Raw genomic sequence first — 19,489 nt, forward strand, 5'->3', positions numbered from 1 at the left:
GTCAGAGTCCCATCCGTCGCTTCGAGGAGGCCGGCCGGACGTCGTCGAGCGATTCGACGACCCGGTCGACCATGCCGTACTCCCTTGCCTGTTCGGCCGTGAACCAGCGGTCGCGGTCGCCGTCGCGGGAGATGGTCTCCACGCTCTGGCCGGTGTGTTCGGCGGTGATGCGCTCGATGGTCTCCTTGGTGAACTGGAGGTTCTCGGCCTGGATGGCGATGTCCGCGGTGGTGCCGCCGATGCCCGCCGAGGGCTGGTGCATCATGATCCGCGCGTTCGGGAGCGAGTAGCGCTTGCCGGGGGTGCCCACGGTGAGCAGGAACTGCCCCATGCTCGCGGCGAATCCCATGGCGAGGGTCGACACGTCGTTCGGGATGAGCCGCATGGTGTCGTAGATCGCGAGGCCCGCGTGGACGGAGCCGCCCGGACTGTTGACGTAGAGGCCGATGTCGGTGCGGGGGTCCTCGGCGGAGAGCAGGAGCAGCTGCGCGCAGACCCGGTTGGCGGAGACCTCGTCGACCTGGGTGCCGAGGAAGATGATGCGCTGGTTGAGGAGTTGGGCGGCGAGGTGGTCGTCGAACCGTGACGGAGGGGTGTCCCCCTCCTCGGCCCGCGGCCCTGGGTGGAATCCGGTGCTGCTGAGTGCCATCGCTCCTCCTGGTGGTGGCGCGGCCAGGTGCGCCGCGGTGCCTCCACCCTCGGTCCGCCGTCGGCGACGCGGAAGGAATCTCGGCTCTCGGCAGATTCGCCGACGGCAGAGCGGACGAGGAGAGCGGACCGGCGGAGCGGACCGGGAGAGCGCACCGGGAGAGCGCATGGCGTCACACGGCAGGCGCGGGCGCTACTTGGTCACCACCAGCGAGAACTCGTACAGGTCGCCCCGGCACAGCGATTCGCCGTACTCGACGACGTGGCCCGTCCCGTCGAACGCCGTGCGGCGCACCAGCAGGGCGGCGGAGCCCTCCTTGACGCCGAGCAGGCGGGCCTGGCGGCCGGTGACGTTCACCGCGCGGATCTGCTGGGTGGCCCGTACGACCCGCACGCCCTGGGTGTTCTGCAGGGCTTCGGAGAGTGAGCCCTTGAGCAGGGACTCGTCGAGGTCGGGGAAGCGCTCGGCGGAGAGGTAGACGGTCTCCAGACAGATGGGGAAGCCGTCACCGAGGCGCAGGCGTTCGATGCGGTGGAGGGTGGTGCCGGGGTCGACGCCCAGGGCCGTGGAGTGGTGCAGGTCGGCCTCCACCAGCTCCGCCGCGAGGAGTTCGGCGCTGGGCCGGTAGCCGCGTGAGCGCAGGTCCTCGGAGAACGAGGTGAGCGTCGACGTCTTGGTGACGTGGGGGTGGGAGACGAACGTTCCCACGCCCCGCACGCTGCGGATGAGGCCGTCCTCGCGGAGGGCCTGGAGCGCGCGCCGGGCGGTCGCCCGGCTGACGTCGTACCGTTCGGCGAGCCGCCGTTCGGTGGGCAGCGCCTCGTCTGGGCGCATCCGGGCGATGTCGGCCTGGAGCCGCCGCCGCAGCGCCTCGTGCTTGAAGGAGTCCGCCTCGAAGGAATCCGTTCCGCCGGAGTCCGCCTCGAAGGAATCCGTTCCGCCGGAGTCCGCCTCGAAGGAATCCGTTTCGCCAGAGTCCGCTTCGACGGAGTCCGTCTTGAGGGAGTCCGTCGCCGGGCCGTCGTCTGGGCGCCTGTCCTCGACCGTCACATTCACTCCGCGGTTCGCACCTGTCCGCCATCTCCGCCTCCTCCTCGAAGGACGCGGTAGCGGGGCATCAGAGTACGCACCACGTCAAGGGTCGTTCCCGCGGTGTCCGCCTCCGGTGTCGTCGTCGCGCTCCGCCCGGCCACCCACCGCTCCTCCTGCGCGAGCAGGGAGGCCTCGAACTCCTCGGCGCGGTAAGGGTTTCCGGTCTCCAGCGCCCGCGCGATGTGCTCGTACCAGCTGCGCCAGCGCGGCAGGTGGAACGTGCCGACCAGGCCGGCCCAGTGGCGGCCGGAGTAGTCGTGCAGCTTGCTGTGGCGGTGTCCCCAGAGAGTGAGCAGGCGGCGCGCGTCGGTCTCGTACAGGTCGGCCTCGGCCGGGGTGGTGGCCCAGGCGCGGGCATCGGCCAGCCAGCCGTCCAGCCGGTGTTCGGGGCGGGTGGCCAGCAGCGTGTCCAGGTCCTCGATGGTGGTGAGCAGTGCGCGGGCGGCCCGGTGGAAACCTTCCGCGTCGCGGGCGAAGGCCGCGTCCGCCGCCCGCCACTGCCGTTCGCACGCCACATGGGTGAGCACCTGCGCGGTGACGTCGCACAGGTCCCGGCCGAGCGGTCCCGCACTGTCCTGCGCTGTCGTCTCGTCGGCCAGGAGCTCCCAGGCCTCGGCGAGCGCAGGTGGCACGTGGGGCGACGGCGGGTCGGCCAGGTGCACCGGCAGTTCGTGCCGCAGATCGCCTTCGAGCGTGGGCCGGCCGATGATCACCGAGCCGGGCGGCCCGGGCCCGTCGGACGCGTAGACGCTGTGGTGCAGCAGGTCCCAGGCCCGCAGCAGCCCGGGAGTCGTCCGCCCGTACCGGGCCCGCGTCCAGGTCTCAAGCCATGCCTGTACGTCGTCGACGGCGCCCTGCCAGGCGACGTCGGCCAGGAGCTCGTACAGGACCGGGTCGCCGCCGAAGGCCTCCATGCTCGCGCCGATCCCGGAGAGCGAGCCGCCGCGTGCGTCGGCGTGCGCGCGGGCGGGTCCTGTGGCGATCTCGTCCAGCTTTCCGTAGAGCCCGGGCCGGCCGCCGAGGCTGTGGAGCATGCACCACACCCAGGGCTTCTTGCGGTAGCCGTCGGTGCGCCGCCAGACCGGCCGGTGCTCGGCCCACAGGTCGAGGACGAGCATTCCGTCGTCGGGGATGGCGTCGAGGAAAGCCGCGGTGCGCTCCGGTGTCCAGTAGCGGGCGCGGTAGGAGAAGGGCCAGGCCTGGAGCACCCAGGTGGCCCGCTCGTCCACCGCCGTCATCACGCCGTGCACCGCCCGTGCGACCCGGGCGAGGTCGGCGGGGTCGGTCACCGGGGGTGTCGTCTCGATGAACGGGTCGGCGGCGTAGAGGTGGTCGGTGCCGAACAGGCGGTTCTGCTCGGTCAGCAGGGTGGTGCCGAACTCCTCGAAGAGCGGGTCGCGCGGGTCCAGCATGCCGACCTCGAAGTCCCACCAGGGCAGCGTCGTCGACCGGGCGCCCCGGCTCGCGATCAGTTCCTCGGGGACGTGCCCGGAGAAGCCCTGGAGGACCGGTCGCATGCCCAGGGCGCGTTCGCGGTCGAGGATGCGGCGGCCGAGGTCGAGGTGTCCGTCGATCCAGCTCTGCGGCAGCGGACCGGACCAGCCGTCGAGGGAGGCGAGCCAGTTCCACGGCAGGTAGGCCGGTCCGCCGAGGAAGCTCCGGGCGGTGCTGTCGTCGAGGCCGGTGCTCATGAGGGCACGCTGCCAGGCCGCTTCCAGGCCGGTCATCGCCAGCGGGGTGGTCACGCCGTGCAGGGCCATCCAGTCGATGTGGCGTTCCCAGCGCGCCCAGTCCCAGTAGGCGGTGGTGTAGCCGAAGGTGCAGACGTTGAAGTGGTAGCGGTGCAGGTGGGGGGAGGTCGTGCGGGGTGTCGTGCCGGTGCGCGGCAGCCGGTCCGGCAGCCGGGGGACGGGCGCGTCCCAGGTGATCTGCGTGCCGCAGGCGCTCCGGAGATACCAGCGCAGCGCCGAGGCGACCGCGACCCCGCTGGACCCGCGCAGGACCACTCCCCCGGGCCCGGCGTCGATCTCGTACCAGTCGGGTCCGGCGCCTGCGGGCACCACTTCGGCGGTGAACTCCGCGGCCCGCTCCCCCAGGAGGCGCCGCAGCAGTCGCCGGGCGGCCGGGGTTCCCGTGCCCGCTTCCTCGGGAGGTGTCATCGTCCGGACCACTCCTGTGAGTCGTGGTACGTACCACAGAACTCTCGAAGCTAGCCGTGCCACTCGGGGCGGTCAAGGAAGTCGACCGGAAAGAAGGCCGGTCGGTCGCAGGGCTGGGCATGCCCGAACCCCTCTGGTACGGTCCACAGCCACATCAGCGGCTCCGTTCGACACCTCGGGTGGCCTCGACACGATGAACGCCGACCTCGTCTATTTCGCCGCTCTTCAGGAGAACCTCACCGCGCTGGCCACCGCCGAGCGGCCCGCGATCGAGCGTGCGGCCCGGGCCGTCGCGAGCAGCATCGCGGCCGGAGGTGTCGTCCACTACTTCGGCAGCGGCCACTCTCAACTCGTCGCCGTCGAACCGCTGCAGCGCGCCGGCGGACTCGCGCCGGTCAACGTCATCGCCGACCCCGCGCTCTCCCCCGTCGCCCCGCGCCACGCCGGCGCGGCCGAACGCGTCAGCGGCTACGCGGCGGCCGTCCTCCGTACGGCTGACATCAGGGCGGGTGAAGTGGTGGTCGTGATCTCCAACTCCGGGATCAACGCCGTGCCCGTCGAATTCGCGCTGGGCGCACGGGAGTCGGGGGCGACCGTCGTCGCCGTCACCAGCCGGGCGCACTCCCTGGCGGCCGAGTCGCGGCACCCCGGCGGACAGCGGCTGCTCGACGTCGCCGACATCGTCATCGACACCCACGGCAGCCCCGGTGACACGGTGGTGCCCCTGGGCGACCTGGCCGTGGGAGCCCTGTCGACCGTGCTGGGGGCGGCTCTCGTCAACGCGCTGACCTGCCGGGCGGCCCAGCTGCTCGTCGAACACCACAAGCAGACACCGCCGTTGATCGTCAGCCAGAACACCGACGGCGACGCCGGGCGACGCAACGACGAGCTGCTGGAGCGGTACAAGGACCGCTGCCCGCGAGACTGACGTACCGATCCGACCGACGAGGCCATGCAAGGAGGCCGATGATGGACAGCACACACCGGGTGCGGCGCCGCATCGCCGCGACGGTCTGCGCCGTCGCCCTCGTGCTGCCGCTCGCGGCGTGCGACGCGCTCACCCCGGGCAGCGCGACGGCGGTGCCGGGCCCCACCAGCGTGCCGTCGTCGACCGCCGTGCCGGCCGGGGACGTCACGCTGCATCTCCAGTTCGCCGACGCCCCGTTGATGGTCGACGCGCTGATCGCCGCGTTCGAGAAGGACCACCCCGACATCACCGTGGAGCCGCAGTACAAGACGTTCTCGGACTACGTGCAGAACCTGAAGCTGACGATGACCTCCGACACCGCGCCCGACATCGCGCAGTACGCGGTCGGTATGACGGACCTCGCGGCGGACGGCCACATCCTCGATCTGGCGCCCTACCGGGAGGCGTACGGCTGGGACGAGGCCATTCCGCCGGTCAGCCTCGACCAGCTCACGGCGGGGCAGACCAGTGAGGCCACCGGCGGGCGGGCTCTGTTCGGGGTCCCGGCCGGACTGTCCATGACGGGCATCTACTACAACAAGGAACTCGCGGAGAAGGCCGGGATAGACGCTCCCCCGAAGACGCTGGGCGAGTTCGAGAAGCAGCTCGCCTCGGCCGAGGACGCGGACCTCACCCCGCTCGGGGTGGGCGCGCTCGACTCGGGCGGACTGCATCTGTGGGCCGCCCTGCTCAACCAGCTGATGCCCACGGACGAGTACTGGGACTGGGTCAACGGCCGGAAGGGCGCCACGATGGAGAACCCGGCGGCGGTCGAGGCCAGCGAACTCGTGATCGACTGGGGCCGCAAGGGGTACTACAACGAGTCCGCGAACGGCACCGCACAGGTCGACTCGACGGCCCAGTTCGCCAAGGGCGACAGCGTCTTCCTGATCAACGGAAACTGGGCGGCCGGGCAGCTCGCCACCGTCATGGGGGACAACGTCGGGTTCTTCCCGATGCCCGGCGAGCAGGCGGGCTCCCCCACGGTGGCCTCGGGGTTCAGCGTGTCGTACGCCGTGTCGGCCAAGACCGAACACCCTCAGGCGGCGGGCGCGTTCCTCGACTTCCTGACCTCTCCCGAGGCGGGCCAGATCATCAGCGACAACGGTTTCATGCCGCCGAATCCGGACGCGGTGAAGAAGCCGACGGGCGTGCTCGCGGACATCGCGGAGGGGCACCGGCGGGCCGTCGCCGACGACGGCATCACCACGTTCCCCGACTTCGCGGCGCCCGCGATGCTCGACAGGCTGCGCTCCGGCGTCCAGAAGCTCATCGCGGACCGCGTGACGCCCGCGGACTACCTCGACTCTCTTCAGGACGAGTGGGAGGACCATCATGGGGAGTAGGCCGCCCGTCCGGAACCGGGAGGCCCGCAGGCGGTGGCGCGGGTACGTGTACGTGCTGCCCGCGTTCGCCGTCTACGTCGCCTTCGCGGTGCTGCCCGCCCTGCACACGGCGTATCTGTCGCTGTTCGACTGGGACGGGGTCACGCTCGGCGAATGGGTCGGGCTCGGCAACTACGCGGAGATCTTCCAGGACTCGATCCTGCGCCGCTCGGTGTTCAACGCCCTGGTGCTGGTGGTGTTCTTCTCCTTCGTGCCGATCGTGCTCGGACTGCTGTCGGCGGGGCTGCTGGCCCGGTACCGGCGGCCCGGCATGGGCGCGTACCGCTTCCTGTTCATGCTGCCGCAGGTCGTGCCGCTCGTCGCGGTCGGTGTGACCTGGCGGTGGCTGTACGGGGACGACGGGGTGGTCAACCAGGCGTTGCGCGCGGTGGGCCTCGACAGTGTGGCGCGGGCGTGGCTGGGCGACTTCGACTTCGCGCTGATCGCGGTGGGGCTCGTCGGCACCTGGGTGCTGAGCGGGCTGTGCATGATGCTCTTCCTCAGCGGGGTGCAGAAGGTGGACCCGAGCCTGTACGAGGCAGCCCGGATCGACGGGGCGGGCCCGGTCCGCGAGTTCCTGTCCGTGACGCTGCCGCATCTGCGCGGTGAGCTGGCCGTCGCCATGACCGTGACGACGGTGGCCGCGCTCGCCAGCTTCGACATCGTGTACGTGACGACGAACGGCGGTCCGGGCGAGCAGACGACGGTCCCCGGGCTCCTCGTGTACCGGCTGGCGTTCTCCGAGGGCAAGGTGGGGCTCGCCGCCGCCCTGGCCGTCGTCCTGGGCGTCCTGATACTCGCGATCGTCTACCTCATCAACCGACTGTCGAGGGACCGGACATGAAGACCGTCGCGCGCTCGGAACGCTGGTCCGGCTATGCGCTGCTGACCGTCATGGCGATCGTCGTCGTGATCCCGTTCCTCAGTGTCTTCCTCGCCTCGCTCCAGCCCGCGGGCACGCCGGTGGTGGGTCTGACCTGGCCGGAGCGGTGGAGCTGGGACAACTACGAGACGGCTTGGTCGGTGGCCGGGTTCTCCGACCTCATCCGGCACAGTCTGATCATCGCGGTCGGCGTCGTGCCCGCCTGTCTGGTCCTCGCCGCACTGGCGGGGTACGCGCTGGGCACGATGAGGCTTCCCGGCGGCAACGCGATGGCGGCGTTCTTCATCGCTGGCCTCACGATCCCGGTCGAACTGATCGTGGTGCCCCTCTACTTCGACCTGCGCAATCTCGGGCTGACCAACTCGTACCTGGGTGTGATCCTGGTGGAGATCGCGCTGTTCATGCCGTTCAGCGTGTTCTGGATGCGTACGCACTTCCTGTCGACGCCCATGTCACTGGTGGAGGCGGCGCGGATGGACGGGGCGTCGTCGGCGACGATCCTGGTCCGCATCCTGCTGCCGCTGGCCCGGCCGTCCCTGATGACGCTCGGGCTGCTGGTCTTCATGTGGTCGTGGAACCAGTTCCTGCTGGTGCTGGTCCTCATCCAGGACACCACGAAGCACACGGCCCCCGCGGGTCTCGGGTTCTTCGTCGGTCAGAACAGCACGGACATCCCCACGCTGGCGGCGGGGACGATCATCGTGATGCTGCCGATCCTGATCCTCTTCGTCGTCTTCCAGCGCAGTTTCCTCGCGGGACTGCTGCAGGGGGCGATGAAGGGCTGAGCGGTGGGGGCCGAGGGGTGAAGGGGCGAGCGGTGCGGCGGGGTTGTCGACGGGGTGCGGCGGCGGACCGGTCGGTCAGGCCGCCTGCGTGGAGTCGGCGTGCGCGTCGGCCCGGGGGGCGGCGGCCGCCCACTCCAGGACCAGTCGCTGGTAGTCCCGCCGCTGCTCACCGCTCAGTGTTCCGCCGGCCCGGAGCCACAGGGCCCGGATCTCTTCGTTGACCTCGGCGGCTGATCTTTGCGTGGCTCCCGGCGCACGACGGTGAGTGGTGGACATAGCGTGAATCATACGGGGCTGTGCGTGAAGACCATGTGAGTGGAGACTGTGATCCTTACCGCCTTCCGGCGGCTGTGACAAGCACCACGGTGTCAATTCCCCGTATCGGACGGCCGTACCGGTCGGACCGTCAGCCGGAGCCGGAGCCCAGGACCAGCGTCTGGATGGCCAGTACGGCGCCGCCGCGCGCCCAGTCGTGGAAGTCGGACACCTTCGTCTCCAGGTTGACCGGGTCGGCCTGCGGATGGCGGTTGGCCAGGACCGCCTGTTCGACCACCGGACCGGCCACGTCGACCAGGCCCACCCCCTCACCGGCGAGGAGGATCTTCTCGGGCATGGCGAAGTTGGCGATCTGCGCGACGAGGGTGCCCAGGGCGCGCGCCGCCTCGTCGACGACCCGGGCGGCCAGGGGTTCGCCCTCGGCGGCCAGCGCGAGGACCTCGTCGTAGGAGACGTCGCGGCCGGTGGCGGCGCGGACCTGGTAGCGGATGCTCGGGATGGTCAGCAGGGAGATGGCGCTGCCGCGTTCGCCCTCGGGGGTGAGCGGGCCGTTCGGGTTCACCATCCAGAAGCGGCCGACCCCGCGTCCGTCCTCGGCGGTCACCACCCGCTTGCCGCCGCTGACCAGGCCGTAGCCGAGGCCCGCGCCGATGGTGAGGACCGCGAACCGGTCGAGGCCACGGCCGGCGCCGAACCAGCTCTCGGCCTCGACGAGCGCGTTCACGTCGTTCTCGACGACCACGGGCAGTCCGGTGCGCTCCTGGAGGAGCCGCGCCAGTGGGACGTCGCGCCAGCCGAGGAAGGCGGACTCGTCGACGACGGAGCGGTCCGAGGCGCGCCCGCCCAGTCCGATGCCGATCCCGGCGAGGCCGGGGAACTCCCGGGCGAACTCCTTGGTGACCGCCTGGAGCACATCCACCACGTGCTGCGGATCGTGGCCGGTCAGGGGCAGGTCGTGGCGGGCGACGATCTCGCTCCTGAGGGTCGTGACGACCCCGTAGACCATGTCCTCGGTGATCTTGAAGCCGATGAAGGTGCGGGATTCGGCGACGATGTCGAGGGGCTGGGAAGGCCGGCCCTGGCGGACCTCGGCGTCGGGGAGCGCGTTGCCCTCGGGGACCTCGACCAACAGGCCCGACTCGATGAGCGGTTTGGTGAGCCGGGTCAGGCTGCCCGCGGACAGGTCGAGCCGGCGGGCGATGTCGCTGCGCGACAGAGGGCCGTGGGTCAGGACCTCGATCGCCACGGAGCGTTCACCGGGACTGAGCGGCAGCCAGCTGGCGGCGCGTGCGGTCATGACCGACCCCCTCGTCGTTTCTTTCGGTGCAGAAGTAATCATGCCACCACGGAGCACGTAAGCCCATCCGATCCTGGAAGTAAAAGTTATGCGCAGACCTCTTGACGGCTGGATTCTTTCGGCCCAAAAGTAAGTGGGGCCCGAGGACGAGCCGCAGACGAGGGAGTCTCCCGATGACCGTCGCCTCAAGCAGCCCACCGTCGCGTCTGTCACCGCGCGACGTCGAGGGGACAGCTCCGCAGCCGAGGAGCGGCAGGAAGCGAGAACACGGCGGTGGCGGTGACGGGGCCCTGGCGGCGCTGTTCATCGCTCCGGCCATGCTCGGTTTCCTGCTCTTCCTGTTCTGGCCCACCCTGCGCGGCATCTATCTGAGCTTCACCCGCTTCAACCTGCTGACCCCGGCCGAGTGGGTCGGCCTCGACAACTACCGGCGCATGGTCAACGACCCCATCTTCTGGGACTCGCTGAAGGTCACCGTCGAGTACGTGTTCATCAACATCGGGGTCCAGACGGTCTCCGCGCTGGCCATCGCCGTCCTCCTGCAGCGTCTCACCCAGTCCGCGGTGCTGCGCGGGGTCGTACTCACCCCGTATCTGATGTCGAACGTCGTGGCGGGCATCGTCTGGCTGTGGATGCTCGACACCCAGCTCGGCATCGGCAACGAGATCATCGCGGGCCTGGGCCTCGACCGCATCCCGTTCCTGGCGGACGAGACGTGGGCGATCCCGACGATCGCGCTGATCAACGTGTGGCGGCACGTCGGCTACACCGCCCTGCTGCTCTTCGCCGGACTCCAGGCCATCCCGAACGACATGTACGAGGCCGCGAAGGTCGACGGCGCGAGCGAGTGGCGGATGTTCTGGCGCATCACCATGCCGCTGCTGCGGCCGGTGCTGGCGGTGGTGCTGATCATGACCGTGATCGGCTCGTTCCAGGTCTTCGACACGGTGGCGGTGACGACCAACGGCGGCCCCGCCAACGCCACCAACGTCCTCCAGTTCTACATCTACGGCTCGGCGTTCGGCCGCTTCCAGTTCGGCTACGCCTCCGCGATGTCCGTGGCGCTGCTGGCCGTGCTCAGCGCGATCACCATCCTCCAGTACCGGCTCACCCGGGCCGGCCAGACCGACCTCGGCTGACGAAGGGAGCGACCGACATGACCGCCGTGACGGCAACGACGACGAAGGTACGGCCACAGCGCCGAAGGCTCTCCCCGGGGAAGGTGCTGGCCTGGACGGTGATGGCCGCTATGGTCCTCATCACCCTGCTGCCGTTCTACTGGATCCTGCGCACCGCGCTGTCCTCGAACGCGGCGCTCGCGGCCCACCCCGGTGACGTGCTGCCCGTGGACCCGACGACCGGAGGTTTCGAGCGGGCGCTGGGTCTGCAGTCCACCGAGGAGGCGATCGCCCAGGGCGGTTCGGGCGGTGGGCTGAAGTTCTGGCGCTATCTGCTCAACTCGGTGGTCGTGTCCACCCTGATCACCGTCTGCCAGATCCTCTTCTCCGCCATGGCCGCGTACGCCTTCGCCCGGCTGCGGTGGCGCGGGCGGGACAAGGTGTTCGGGCTGTTCCTGGCCGGGCTGATGGTGCCCACCATCTTCACGCTGCTGCCGAACTTCGTCCTCATCAAGCAACTCGGCCTGGTGGACAGCCTGCTGGGCATCTCCCTGCCGACGATGTTCATGACCCCGTTCGCGGTGTTCTTCATGCGCCAGTTCTTCATGAACGTGCCCCGGGAGGTCGAGGAGGCGGCCCTGCTCGACGGGGCCGGGAAGATCCGGATCTTCTTCCGCGTCATGCTGCCGATGGCGTCCTCGCCCATCCTCACCCTGGGCGTCCTGACGTACATCACCTCCTGGAACGACTACTTCTGGCCGCTGATGGTGTCCTACAGCGACAGCTCGCGCGTGCTCACCGTGGCCCTGGCCATCTTCCGGGCACAGACACCGCAGACCGGTTACGACTGGTCCGGTCTGATGGCGGCGACCCTCATCGCCGCTCTCCCGATGCTCGTGCTCTTCGGCTTCTTCGCACGCCGCATCGTCAGCACCATCAGCTTCACCGGCATCAAGTAAGGGGACGGGCATGCGAATTCGTACGCGTACGGTCGTGGCACTGACCGGGGCGCTGGCGCTGTCCCTGGTCACGGGCTGCGCACAGGGCGGAGCCGCCGGGGCGGGCGCGAACACGGTGACGTACTGGCTCTGGGACGCCAACCAGCTGCCCGCCTACCAGGCCTGCGCCAAGGACTTCGAGAAGCAGAACCCGGGCCTGGACGTGAAGATCACACAGATGGGCTGGGCCGACTACTGGACCAAGCTCACCGCGAGCTTCATCGCGGGCACCGAGCCCGACGTGTTCACCGACCACATCCAGAAGTTCGGTCAGTTCGCCGATCTGAACGTGCTCGAACCGCTGGACGACCTGGGTATCGACGAGTCCGCCTACCAGCCGGGGCTCGCCGCCAACTGGACCGGCCAGGACGGTCACCGCTACGGCGCCCCGAAGGACTGGGACACCGTCGCCCTCTTCTATAACAAGAAGCTGACCGAGAAGGCCGGGCTGGCCGCCGAGGAGATGGGCGACCTCTCCTGGAACCCCGAGGACGGCGGCACCTTCGAGAAGGCCATCGCGCATCTGACCGTCGACAAGAACGGCAGGCGCGGCGACGAGGAGGGCTTCGACAGGAAGAACGTCGAGGTGTACGGACTCGCCACCGGCGGCGCCGGCGACAGCGACGGGCAGACCACCTGGAGCCCGTTCGCCGCCTCGGCGGGCTGGAAGTACACGGACAAGGCCCGCTGGGGCACCGAGTACCAGTACGACAGCAAGACCTTCCAGAAGGTGGTCGACTGGTACTTCGGCCTCGCGAAGAAGGGGTACCTCGCCCCGTTCACCGACTACACCGACGGCGCCAACCCGGCCAACGCCCAGGTCGCCTCCGGCAGGGCGGCGACCGCCTTCGACGGCGCCTGGATGATCTCCACGTACTACGGCACCAAGGGCCTCGACGTCGGGACGGCCGTCACCCCGGCCGGTCCGACGGGCAAGCGGGCCACCATGATGAACGGCCTCGCCGACTCCATCACCAAGAACGCCCACAACAAGGCGGGCGCGAAGAAGTGGGTTCGCTATCTGGCCTCCGACGAGTGCCAGCGGACCGTCGGCGGCTACGGCATCGTCTTCCCGGCGACCCCGGGCGGTACCGAGGCGGCCGTGGCCGCGTACGAGAAGAAGGACATCGACGTGTCCGCGTTCACCGGGCCCGTCGCGGACAAGAAGGACTTCACCACCTTCTCGTTCCCCGTCACCGACTACGCGGCGGACGTGTACGCCCTGATGCGTCCCGCGATGCAGGACGTCTTCGCCAACAACGCCCCGGTGAAGGGCCTGACCAAGACCAACGACCAGATCAACTTCATCCTCGGCCAGTGACCCGGGCCATGACTCGCACAGTGAAAGGCACACACTCCATGACGTTCTCCCTCGGCATCGTCGGCGCCGGCCAGTTCTCCGGCCAGTTCGCGAAGCTGTTCCTCGCCCACCCGGGTGTCGGCGACGTGTACGTCACCGATCTGCTGCCGGAGCGCGCCGAGCAACTGGCCGCCGCCGAAGGACTGGCGGGCACGTTCCCCTCGTACCAGGCGATGCTGGAGTCGGAGGCGGTGGACGCCGTCGCGATCTTCACCCAGCGCTGGACCCACGGCCCGCTGGTGATCCAGGGCCTGAACGCGGGCAAGCACGTCTACTCGGCGGTCCCGATGGCGATCACCCACGAGGAGATCGCCTCGATCATCGACACGGTACGGGCCACCGGGCTGACCTACATGATGGGTGAGACCAGCCAGTACAACCCGGCTACCGTCCACGCCCGCAACCAGATCGCGGACGGCTCCTTCGGCCGGCTCTTCTACGCCGAGGGCGACTACGTGCACGACATGGACCTCGGCTTCTACGAGGCCTATCAGTACAGCGGCGGCGAGAACTGGAAGGCGACCGCCAGCTATCCCCCGCTGCTCTACCCCACGCACTCGGTGGGCGGGGTCCTCGGGGCGTGGCAGACGCACGCGGTGAGCGTGTCCGCGATCGGGGTCAGGGACGACCGCGGGGACGGCGTCTTCGACGAGGAGATCAGCCAGTTCGGCAACGACTTCTCGAACGCCACCGCGCTGTTCGAGGTCGCGGGCGGCGGCTCGTTCCGTACCAACGAGTTCCGGCGGGTGGGCTATCCCTCGCACATCCGGGAGTCGCGGTTCCGGTTCTTCGGCACGGACGCCAGCATGGAGCAGCTCGCCACGGTGGCCTTCTGGCAGGACAAGAAGGGGGTCAAGGACATCAGCGAACTCCTTGAGCCCAAGCCCACCATGTCCCCCGACGACCCCTCCCTCCAGCACATCGCGCCGGAGCTGCGAGCCGCCTTCACCTCGGGCTCTGCCCCGGTGCACGACCGCTCACGGCTGCCGAGGGAGTTCGACAACCTGCACAACGGTCACGAGGGCAGCCACCACTTCCTGGTGGACGACTTCGTGACCGCCGTCAACACCCGCACCCTGCCGTCGGTGAACGCGTGGGTGGCGGCCCGCTACACCCTGCCGGGCATCGTCGCGCACGAGTCGGCGCGGCAGGGCGGGGCCCGGCTGGAGATCCCGGACTTCGGGGACGCGCCGGAGGTGTGAGCGGTCTTCACGTGGAGGGGGCCGGTGCCGGACGGCACCGGCCCCCTCCACGTGGTCCCGGTGTCCCGGTTCATTCGGACGAGGTCGGGGACCCACCGATCCCTGCGTCTCGGGCCCGGGCGACGGCCGCGGCTCGGTCGGAGACCTGGAGCTTGAACAGGATGGCGGAGACGTGGTTGCGGACCGTCTTCTCCGACAGGACCAGCCGGCCGGCGATCTGGTGATTGCCGTGCCCGAGGGCGACCAGGTCCAGCACCTCCCTTTCGCGCTCGGTCAGTTCGGGGAAGACCTGGGCGGCGTACGCGCGATGGGCTCCGGTGAAGAAGGCGATGATGCGGTGGGCCACCGCCCGGCCGTAGACCGCGTCCCCGGCGGCGACGGTGAGTACGGCCCGGACGATGTCCGCGCTGTCGGCGTCCTTGAGGAGGTACCCCCGGGCTCCGGCCCGCAGCGCCCCGAAAAGGGCCTGGTCGTCCTCGTGCATCGTCAGCACCAGTACGCCGAGGGACGGGTGGCGGGCCAGCAGGGCACGCGTGGCCGCGGTGCCGTCCAGACCGGGCATGGCCAGGTCGGTCACCACGACGTCGGGTGATGTGCGCTCGACGGCCGCCAGCAGGTCGTCGCCGTTGCCGGCCTCGCCCACGACGTCCACGGTCCCGCTGGTGGCGAGCACGGCGGCCAGGCCGTAGCGGTACATGGGGTGGTCGTCGGCGATGACGACGCGGACGGCCCGGCGGCCGGCTCCGTCGTTCATCGCCTCTCCCCGGTCCTGGTCGGTGCCCCTGTCCGCGGAACCCGTGTCCCGTTCCTGGCGGACCGTCCTCCCGGCACCGACGGGACCTGCGCATCAGGACGGCGGCGCGGCGGGCGGCGACCCTGTCGTGTACTCCGCGCCGAGCCCGGCGCCAGAATCGAGGGAGCACCTTGTCGATCTTCCCGCCTCAGTTCGCCGTAAGTCCTCGAACGACAGCCACCCTGCAGTCCCTTCCTCCCCTGCTGACCGCCGTGCTCACATTGCTGCTGCACACGACCGACGCCGAGCAGATCGCCCAGGTCGGCGCCTGCGCGTTCGGACTCATCCTGGCCGGTCTGCCCGTGCTGCAGCGCTCCACCAACGCCGACTGCCGGCGGGCCGCCGGGCCACCCGGCGAGAGCACGCGGATCGTCGGTCCGCGGCCGCGGATCGAGCCGAGCACCACCACCGTCGTACTGACCGTGGCACTCGGGGTCGCCGCGTTCTGGCTCCTCGACCTGGTCGCCACCTGGGTGGGTCTGGGCAGCCTGGGCTACTGGAGCGGCAAGCATCCCAGCGACCAGTCGGAGATCTACCGCTCGGTCGCCCTGCGCGGCTTCCCGATCCTGGGGTTCGGGGTCTTCGCCGTCGCCGTCGCCATGGCACACCGCCTGCACGACCGCGCGCGGCCGGCCCTGTTCCTCACGAGCGTCCTGTACACCGTCTCCCTGCTCGTCACCAACGCGGTAATGGTGAGCCACTGGGACAGCGAGCCACTGCCGGAGAACGTCTATCTGCCCGTCCTGCTCGGTGCGCTGGCGTGGCTCGTCTCCGATGTGGGGCGCCGGTACGCCGAGCGCACCCAGGTGCTCTTCGACCTCGTCCAGGCGATCAAGCTGCAGTTGCGCCGGGACGCGCAGGATCCGGGTACCGGGGCGCCCGTGGCGGCGCGGCGGGGGTGAAGCCGTGCGGGGCACGGGGTTCGTGTCCCGCACGGATGAAGGGCGCGGGACACGAACCGCGTCGCACCTCATCGGTCCATCAGCAGCGTCATCGCCCTCTCGACGCTGACGAGCCCCGCACCTGTCGCGCCGGCACGGGCGGACCGACCACCGGTGTCCTCGTTGCTCCATCCCCGGTCGACCGGACGTGCGGTCGCCTTGAGCAGGCTCCGCACCTCGCGCGGTGACAGGTCGGGGTTCCGCTCCAGCAGCAGCGCGCAGACTCCAGCCACCTGCGGTGCGGCGGCGGACGTACCGCTCAGCAGCGCCCAGCCGTCACCGGGCGTCGTGCCGTCCGAGGCCTTCCTCGACTGCTCCTGGTCGATCGTGGAGCCACGGGGAGTGGGCAGCAGGATGTAGGTCGCGTCGGGGCGCATCCCCACGAGACCGCACACGTCGGGAACTTTGCGGTCCCGGTAGAAAGCGCTGGTGAACGCGCTGGCGTAGTTCGACGCCTCCAGTTGTTCGAACTCGTCCCGGTAGACGCCCCCGACGGCGATGGTGTCGGGATGCTGGGCCGGGAACGCGTAGTGGCCGTTGCCCGCGGCACACACCACGACGATGCCCTTCTTCACCGCGAGCGACACCGCCGCCGCCAGGAACGGATCGAGGGCCGACAGGTCCGCCTTGCGGTCGTACTCCAGGCTCATGTTGATGATCTGCGGCTGGGGTTTCTGCTGAGCCGCCTCGATGAACGCCCCGAGGAGATTGGTGTCCAGCGCCTTGACCATGGTGAAGTCGATACCTGGTGCCAGCGCGAAGGCGTTGGCCGACTCGCTGGTGCCGTGTCCGTCCTCGTCGATCTCCCGATCGCTGGTGCCGGGCCCCAGGACGACGGTGCCCTTCAACGACCTCTCGACGAAATACGGATGCTCCTCCCATCCGGTGTCCACCATGGTCAGCCGGACGCCTGTGCCCAGGATGTGCCGGCCGTGCACCGTGCGTGCGCCCAGGTACTCGGCGACCTGGTCGGTGGTGAGATGCCAGTAGTCGAGCTTCGGCAGGGGGCCGGCGCCGCGCAGCGTGGTGGCCGGCTGCTCCAGTGCCACGCCTTCCAGGAACTGGGCCGCCGGCAGCCCCTCCGTCGAGATGAGACCGGGCAGATCGGCCCTGGCCGTGTCGATGTACGTGCGGGTCCTGCGCAGATTCACCGCGCCGGGCTGGATGACCTCGCGCTCCTCCGTGACCAGGATCGTATCGAAGTAGTCCTCGTAGGCGTCCGGCGGACCGACGATGTTGATGCTCACCGTGCTGCTGTCGTCGGTGGTGCCGAGGACGGTGAAGCCGGCCCTGGTGAGTTCCTGCTTCGCGCGCTGGACGACGCTGTCGTCCGAGACGAACTGCTCCGCGTTCTCCGTCGTGATCGTGCCGGCGTCGAAGAGGGAGACCCCGCCTCGCGAAAGGGGCGACGCGTGCGCGTACACCCTGCCGGGCAGACGGTTCTCGATGCTGTAGGCCATGTGCGTGTACCCCCGATGAGTCAGGGCCGGGTGGCCGGGACGGCCAGAGCCACGTTCCTGGGGCCGTCCCTGAAGACGAGCCCGGCTTCCGCGAATTCGTTCAGGACGTGCTGCACCCCGTCCACCGGTCCGTGCAGTCCCAGCCGCTCGTGCACCGCGGCCGCCGTCACGGGGCGGTCGCAGCAGGCGAGGTACAGGTCCGCCGTCGGGCCTTCGAGGACGTAGGTGCCCTCGTCCTCCTTCCTTCTGCCGTCGTGGATCTGGACGTAGTGCGGCGCCTGCCGGTACTCCAGTACGGGTGGCTCGGCGTCGCCCAGCCACGCGCCCTGCCAATCGGCGACGGCCTCGCGCAGGGACCTGTAGTCGTCGTCGGGGAGTGCTCCCTCCATCTCGCAGCGGAAGAAGTACGCGACGAGATCGAGGTCGATGTCCGCGGGATACACCCGTGCGTAGGCGGGCTCGGGACGCAGGTCGCGCAGGATCTCGTCCCGGTCTGTGAACAGGGGGCTGAACCGCTCCATGGTGAGACGGCCGGCGTCCCCCGGCGGTGTCAGATGCCAGAGGTCCCTCAAGGCGGCGGCCTGCTCGTCGCAGTCCCGCGGGCTCTCGCCGGGAAATCCCCAGAGGAGGTTCCACTGCACGTCCATCCCGTGATGGCGCGCCCAGCGCAGGAGATTCACGTTCTGCGCGGCCGTCACGCCTTTGCGCATGAGACTCAGCACACGGGAACTGAACGACTCGATTCCGGGCTGGATCTGTGAAACACCGGCGTCCGCGAGCAGTTTGATCTGGGCCCGGGAAAGATTGGCCTTGACTTCGTAGAAGATCTCGTAGTGTGCGCCGCTTTCGACCAGCGCGGGAAACAACGTCCGGAAGTAGCGCATGTCGAGGATGTTGTCGACCGCCTCGAATCGAAAACTGCCGTATCGACGGGTCTGGCAGGCGAATTCGTCGACAACTCGCTGGGCCGATTTGGAGCGGAAGTGCATGGTCTCCCCGTTGAGGCCGCAGAAAGTGCAGTGGTGTTTCATCCCCCACCAGCAGCCGCGGGCGGTCTCCAGAGGAAGGTGGACGGCGCGGGACGCCGCGCGGGGCTGCAGCCGAAGGTTCTCGGCGCGTCGGAAGTACTCGTCGTAGTCCGGCATCGGCAGGTCGTCGAGATTCTGGACGAGCCGTGCCGACGGCCCCGTCACCACGCGCCCGGCCTTCCTGCGGGCCAGCCCGGGCACGCCGTCGAGGTCCCTGTCGCCGGCCAGCGCTTCCAGCAGCATCGGGAAGGCCGCGTCCGCCTCCCCGATGACCGCCGCGTCGATGCTGTCGACCGCGCGTACCCACTCCTGCCCCATGGGAGCGTCGAAGTTGGCGCCGCCGAAGAGGGTGAACAGCTCCGGGTGCCGCTGCTTGAGCCGTCGGGCCAGCGCCATCGAGGCCGCGTTCTGCTGGAACGTCGAGGTGAAACCGACTACACGGAACCGGTCCCACGGGTACGCGTCGACGAGGGCGTCCAGATAGGCCGGGACTTCGTCGCACCTGATGCGCACGAGCCGTTCGCGCAACCGGTCCACGGGGGTACCGAGGGCCGGTGCGAGGTCTTCGGCGTACAGGTCGACGGACTCGTTCCGCGGATCGGGCGCAGCAGCGCCGAACGCCTCCAGGGAGAACAGCCAGTCCCCGACCAGGCGTCCGGAGTTGTCGGCGAGAGCGCGGTACATGTCCACGCCGAGGCCCGCGGCGAAATCCAGGTTGGCGTGGAGGGTGGTCGCGGGGAACCCGTGCGTCCAGGCAAGGGCGCTCAGCAGCCCTGCCTGGAGGGAGGGGCGCCGGTCGTCCATGAAGGGCATGCACACCAGGACGACGGGCCATTCGCCACGCCGCGGATCGCTCACACTCGACATCTCGGAGCCCGGGCTACTTCCTGGTCGGCCCGGACTTCGGTGGCTCATTCGCCAACCGGTCGTTCCGCTCGCCCCGGTCTCCCCGGTCTGCCCCGTCGTCCTGCGCCGAGTAAAGTCGGTTCACTTTGAACGCGGCCCGGGACCTGCGTGAGTCACGCCCGCGCTTGAAGCGCGTACCCAGAAGCTGCGCCTCCATCCTGCCGGTGAGCTGATCACCGGCAGCCTCGAA

17 protein-coding genes are annotated in these 19,489 nt (G+C 69.6%); 9 read left to right on the forward strand and 8 right to left on the reverse strand.

What is annotated here, in order from left to right; translation table 11 throughout:
• Nucleotide 1: 1 nt before the first annotated feature.
• The 3 genes from J8N05_RS44585 to J8N05_RS44595 form a co-directional block, all read right to left on the reverse strand.
• Nucleotides 2-649, reverse strand: coding sequence for an ATP-dependent Clp protease proteolytic subunit (locus J8N05_RS44585; protein WP_210893495.1), 648 nt, complete (start codon nucleotides 647-649; stop codon nucleotides 2-4).
• 192 nt (nucleotides 650-841) lie between these two features.
• The gene (locus J8N05_RS44590; protein WP_210893497.1) at nucleotides 842-1,699 is read right to left on the reverse strand and encodes a GntR family transcriptional regulator; all 858 of its coding nucleotides are present in this window, start codon (nucleotides 1,697-1,699) and stop codon (nucleotides 842-844) included.
• A gap of 2 nt (nucleotides 1,700-1,701) precedes the next feature.
• A complete protein-coding gene (locus J8N05_RS44595) occupies nucleotides 1,702-3,900 on the reverse strand; it encodes an alpha-N-acetylglucosaminidase (protein ID WP_210893499.1) in 2,199 nt (732 codons plus the stop codon).
• Nucleotides 3,901-4,093: 193 nt separating this feature from the next.
• Here J8N05_RS44595 and J8N05_RS44600 point away from each other — a divergent pair, with 193 nt between their 5' ends.
• From J8N05_RS44600 to J8N05_RS44615, 4 genes are read left to right on the forward strand one after another with little or no spacing between them, the layout of a single operon-like run.
• Nucleotides 4,094-4,828, forward strand: a complete 735-nt coding sequence (locus tag J8N05_RS44600; RefSeq protein WP_210893500.1) for a sugar isomerase domain-containing protein — start codon at nucleotides 4,094-4,096, stop codon at nucleotides 4,826-4,828.
• A gap of 38 nt (nucleotides 4,829-4,866) precedes the next feature.
• Nucleotides 4,867-6,213: an ABC transporter substrate-binding protein gene (locus J8N05_RS44605; protein ID WP_210893501.1), complete on the forward strand. Its 1,347-nt coding sequence runs from the start codon at nucleotides 4,867-4,869 to the stop codon at nucleotides 6,211-6,213.
• Nucleotides 6,203-7,096: a carbohydrate ABC transporter permease gene (locus J8N05_RS44610; protein ID WP_210893503.1), complete on the forward strand. Its 894-nt coding sequence runs from the start codon at nucleotides 6,203-6,205 to the stop codon at nucleotides 7,094-7,096. Before J8N05_RS44605 ends, J8N05_RS44610 begins: the two co-directional genes overlap by 11 nt.
• The gene (locus tag J8N05_RS44615; protein ID WP_210893505.1) at nucleotides 7,093-7,920 is read left to right on the forward strand and encodes a carbohydrate ABC transporter permease; all 828 of its coding nucleotides are present in this window, start codon (nucleotides 7,093-7,095) and stop codon (nucleotides 7,918-7,920) included. The genes J8N05_RS44610 and J8N05_RS44615 overlap by 4 nt, the downstream gene beginning before the upstream one ends.
• Nucleotides 7,921-7,995: 75 nt before the next feature.
• On the opposite strand, the gene J8N05_RS44620 is transcribed toward J8N05_RS44615, so the two are convergent.
• Both J8N05_RS44620 and J8N05_RS44625 read right to left on the reverse strand, forming a co-directional pair.
• Nucleotides 7,996-8,208, reverse strand: a complete 213-nt coding sequence (locus J8N05_RS44620; RefSeq protein ID WP_210893506.1) for a hypothetical protein — start codon at nucleotides 8,206-8,208, stop codon at nucleotides 7,996-7,998.
• 118 nt (nucleotides 8,209-8,326) lie between these two features.
• Nucleotides 8,327-9,493, reverse strand: a complete 1,167-nt coding sequence (locus J8N05_RS44625) for an ROK family transcriptional regulator (protein ID WP_210893508.1) — start codon at nucleotides 9,491-9,493, stop codon at nucleotides 8,327-8,329.
• Between the two features lie 173 nt (nucleotides 9,494-9,666).
• Here J8N05_RS44625 and J8N05_RS44630 point away from each other — a divergent pair, with 173 nt between their 5' ends.
• Genes J8N05_RS44630 through J8N05_RS44645 form a run of 4 tightly spaced genes read left to right on the forward strand, consistent with a single transcriptional unit; the run spans nucleotide 9,667 to nucleotide 14,171 of the window.
• Nucleotides 9,667-10,632 (forward strand): carbohydrate ABC transporter permease, encoded by a 966-nt coding sequence (locus J8N05_RS44630; RefSeq protein WP_210893510.1) that lies wholly within the window; start codon nucleotides 9,667-9,669, stop codon nucleotides 10,630-10,632.
• Nucleotides 10,633-10,649: 17 nt separating this feature from the next.
• Nucleotides 10,650-11,570, forward strand: a complete 921-nt coding sequence (locus tag J8N05_RS44635; protein WP_210893513.1) for a carbohydrate ABC transporter permease — start codon at nucleotides 10,650-10,652, stop codon at nucleotides 11,568-11,570.
• A 10-nt stretch (nucleotides 11,571-11,580) separates the two neighbouring features.
• Entirely contained in the window at nucleotides 11,581-12,930 is a 1,350-nt protein-coding gene (locus tag J8N05_RS44640; RefSeq protein WP_210893515.1) for an ABC transporter substrate-binding protein, read from the forward strand.
• A 38-nt stretch (nucleotides 12,931-12,968) separates the two neighbouring features.
• On the forward strand, nucleotides 12,969-14,171 hold the full coding sequence (locus tag J8N05_RS44645; RefSeq protein ID WP_210893517.1) for a Gfo/Idh/MocA family protein: 1,203 nt from the start codon (nucleotides 12,969-12,971) through the stop codon (nucleotides 14,169-14,171).
• A 70-nt stretch (nucleotides 14,172-14,241) separates the two neighbouring features.
• Here the strand turns inward: J8N05_RS44645 and J8N05_RS44650 are convergent, their stop codons facing one another.
• Nucleotides 14,242-14,925, reverse strand: a complete 684-nt coding sequence (locus tag J8N05_RS44650) for a response regulator transcription factor (protein WP_210893518.1) — start codon at nucleotides 14,923-14,925, stop codon at nucleotides 14,242-14,244.
• Nucleotides 14,926-15,176: 251 nt separating this feature from the next.
• Here J8N05_RS44650 and J8N05_RS44655 point away from each other — a divergent pair, with 251 nt between their 5' ends.
• Nucleotides 15,177-15,866 (forward strand): hypothetical protein, encoded by a 690-nt coding sequence (locus J8N05_RS44655; RefSeq protein ID WP_210893520.1) that lies wholly within the window; start codon nucleotides 15,177-15,179, stop codon nucleotides 15,864-15,866.
• A 68-nt stretch (nucleotides 15,867-15,934) separates the two neighbouring features.
• On the opposite strand, the gene J8N05_RS48025 is transcribed toward J8N05_RS44655, so the two are convergent.
• Both J8N05_RS48025 and J8N05_RS44665 read right to left on the reverse strand, forming a co-directional pair.
• Nucleotides 15,935-17,365 carry a S8 family serine peptidase gene (locus tag J8N05_RS48025; RefSeq protein WP_210893521.1) on the reverse strand — a complete coding sequence of 477 codons (1,431 nt, stop codon included), beginning with the start codon at nucleotides 17,363-17,365 and terminating at the stop codon, nucleotides 15,935-15,937.
• A 20-nt stretch (nucleotides 17,366-17,385) separates the two neighbouring features.
• Nucleotides 17,386-19,251 carry a RiPP maturation radical SAM C-methyltransferase gene (locus J8N05_RS44665; protein WP_210893524.1) on the reverse strand — a complete coding sequence of 622 codons (1,866 nt, stop codon included), beginning with the start codon at nucleotides 19,249-19,251 and terminating at the stop codon, nucleotides 17,386-17,388.
• Between the last annotated feature and the right edge of the window lie 238 nt (nucleotides 19,252-19,489).

Source organism: Streptomyces liliiviolaceus (genome assembly GCF_018070025.1).
Taxonomy (GTDB): Bacteria; Actinomycetota; Actinomycetes; order Streptomycetales; family Streptomycetaceae; genus Streptomyces; species Streptomyces liliiviolaceus.

Coding starts and splice junctions, on each gene's coding strand:
- J8N05_RS44585 (WP_210893495.1), bottom strand. CDS start 649: ATGGCACTCAGCAGCACCGGATTCCACCCAGGGCCGCGGGCCGAGGAG.
- J8N05_RS44595 (WP_210893499.1), bottom strand. CDS start 3,900: ATGACACCTCCCGAGGAAGCGGGCACGGGAACCCCGGCCGCCCGGCGA.
- J8N05_RS44600 (WP_210893500.1), top strand. CDS start 4,094: ATGAACGCCGACCTCGTCTATTTCGCCGCTCTTCAGGAGAACCTCACC.
- J8N05_RS44605 (WP_210893501.1), top strand. CDS start 4,867: ATGATGGACAGCACACACCGGGTGCGGCGCCGCATCGCCGCGACGGTC.
- J8N05_RS44610 (WP_210893503.1), top strand. CDS start 6,203: ATGGGGAGTAGGCCGCCCGTCCGGAACCGGGAGGCCCGCAGGCGGTGG.
- J8N05_RS44615 (WP_210893505.1), top strand. CDS start 7,093: ATGAAGACCGTCGCGCGCTCGGAACGCTGGTCCGGCTATGCGCTGCTG.
- J8N05_RS44620 (WP_210893506.1), bottom strand. CDS start 8,208: ATGATTCACGCTATGTCCACCACTCACCGTCGTGCGCCGGGAGCCACG.
- J8N05_RS44625 (WP_210893508.1), bottom strand. CDS start 9,493: ATGACCGCACGCGCCGCCAGCTGGCTGCCGCTCAGTCCCGGTGAACGC.
- J8N05_RS44630 (WP_210893510.1), top strand. CDS start 9,667: ATGACCGTCGCCTCAAGCAGCCCACCGTCGCGTCTGTCACCGCGCGAC.
- J8N05_RS44635 (WP_210893513.1), top strand. CDS start 10,650: ATGACCGCCGTGACGGCAACGACGACGAAGGTACGGCCACAGCGCCGA.
- J8N05_RS44640 (WP_210893515.1), top strand. CDS start 11,581: ATGCGAATTCGTACGCGTACGGTCGTGGCACTGACCGGGGCGCTGGCG.
- J8N05_RS44645 (WP_210893517.1), top strand. CDS start 12,969: ATGACGTTCTCCCTCGGCATCGTCGGCGCCGGCCAGTTCTCCGGCCAG.
- J8N05_RS44650 (WP_210893518.1), bottom strand. CDS start 14,925: ATGAACGACGGAGCCGGCCGCCGGGCCGTCCGCGTCGTCATCGCCGAC.
- J8N05_RS48025 (WP_210893521.1), bottom strand. CDS start 17,365: ATGGCCTACAGCATCGAGAACCGTCTGCCCGGCAGGGTGTACGCGCAC.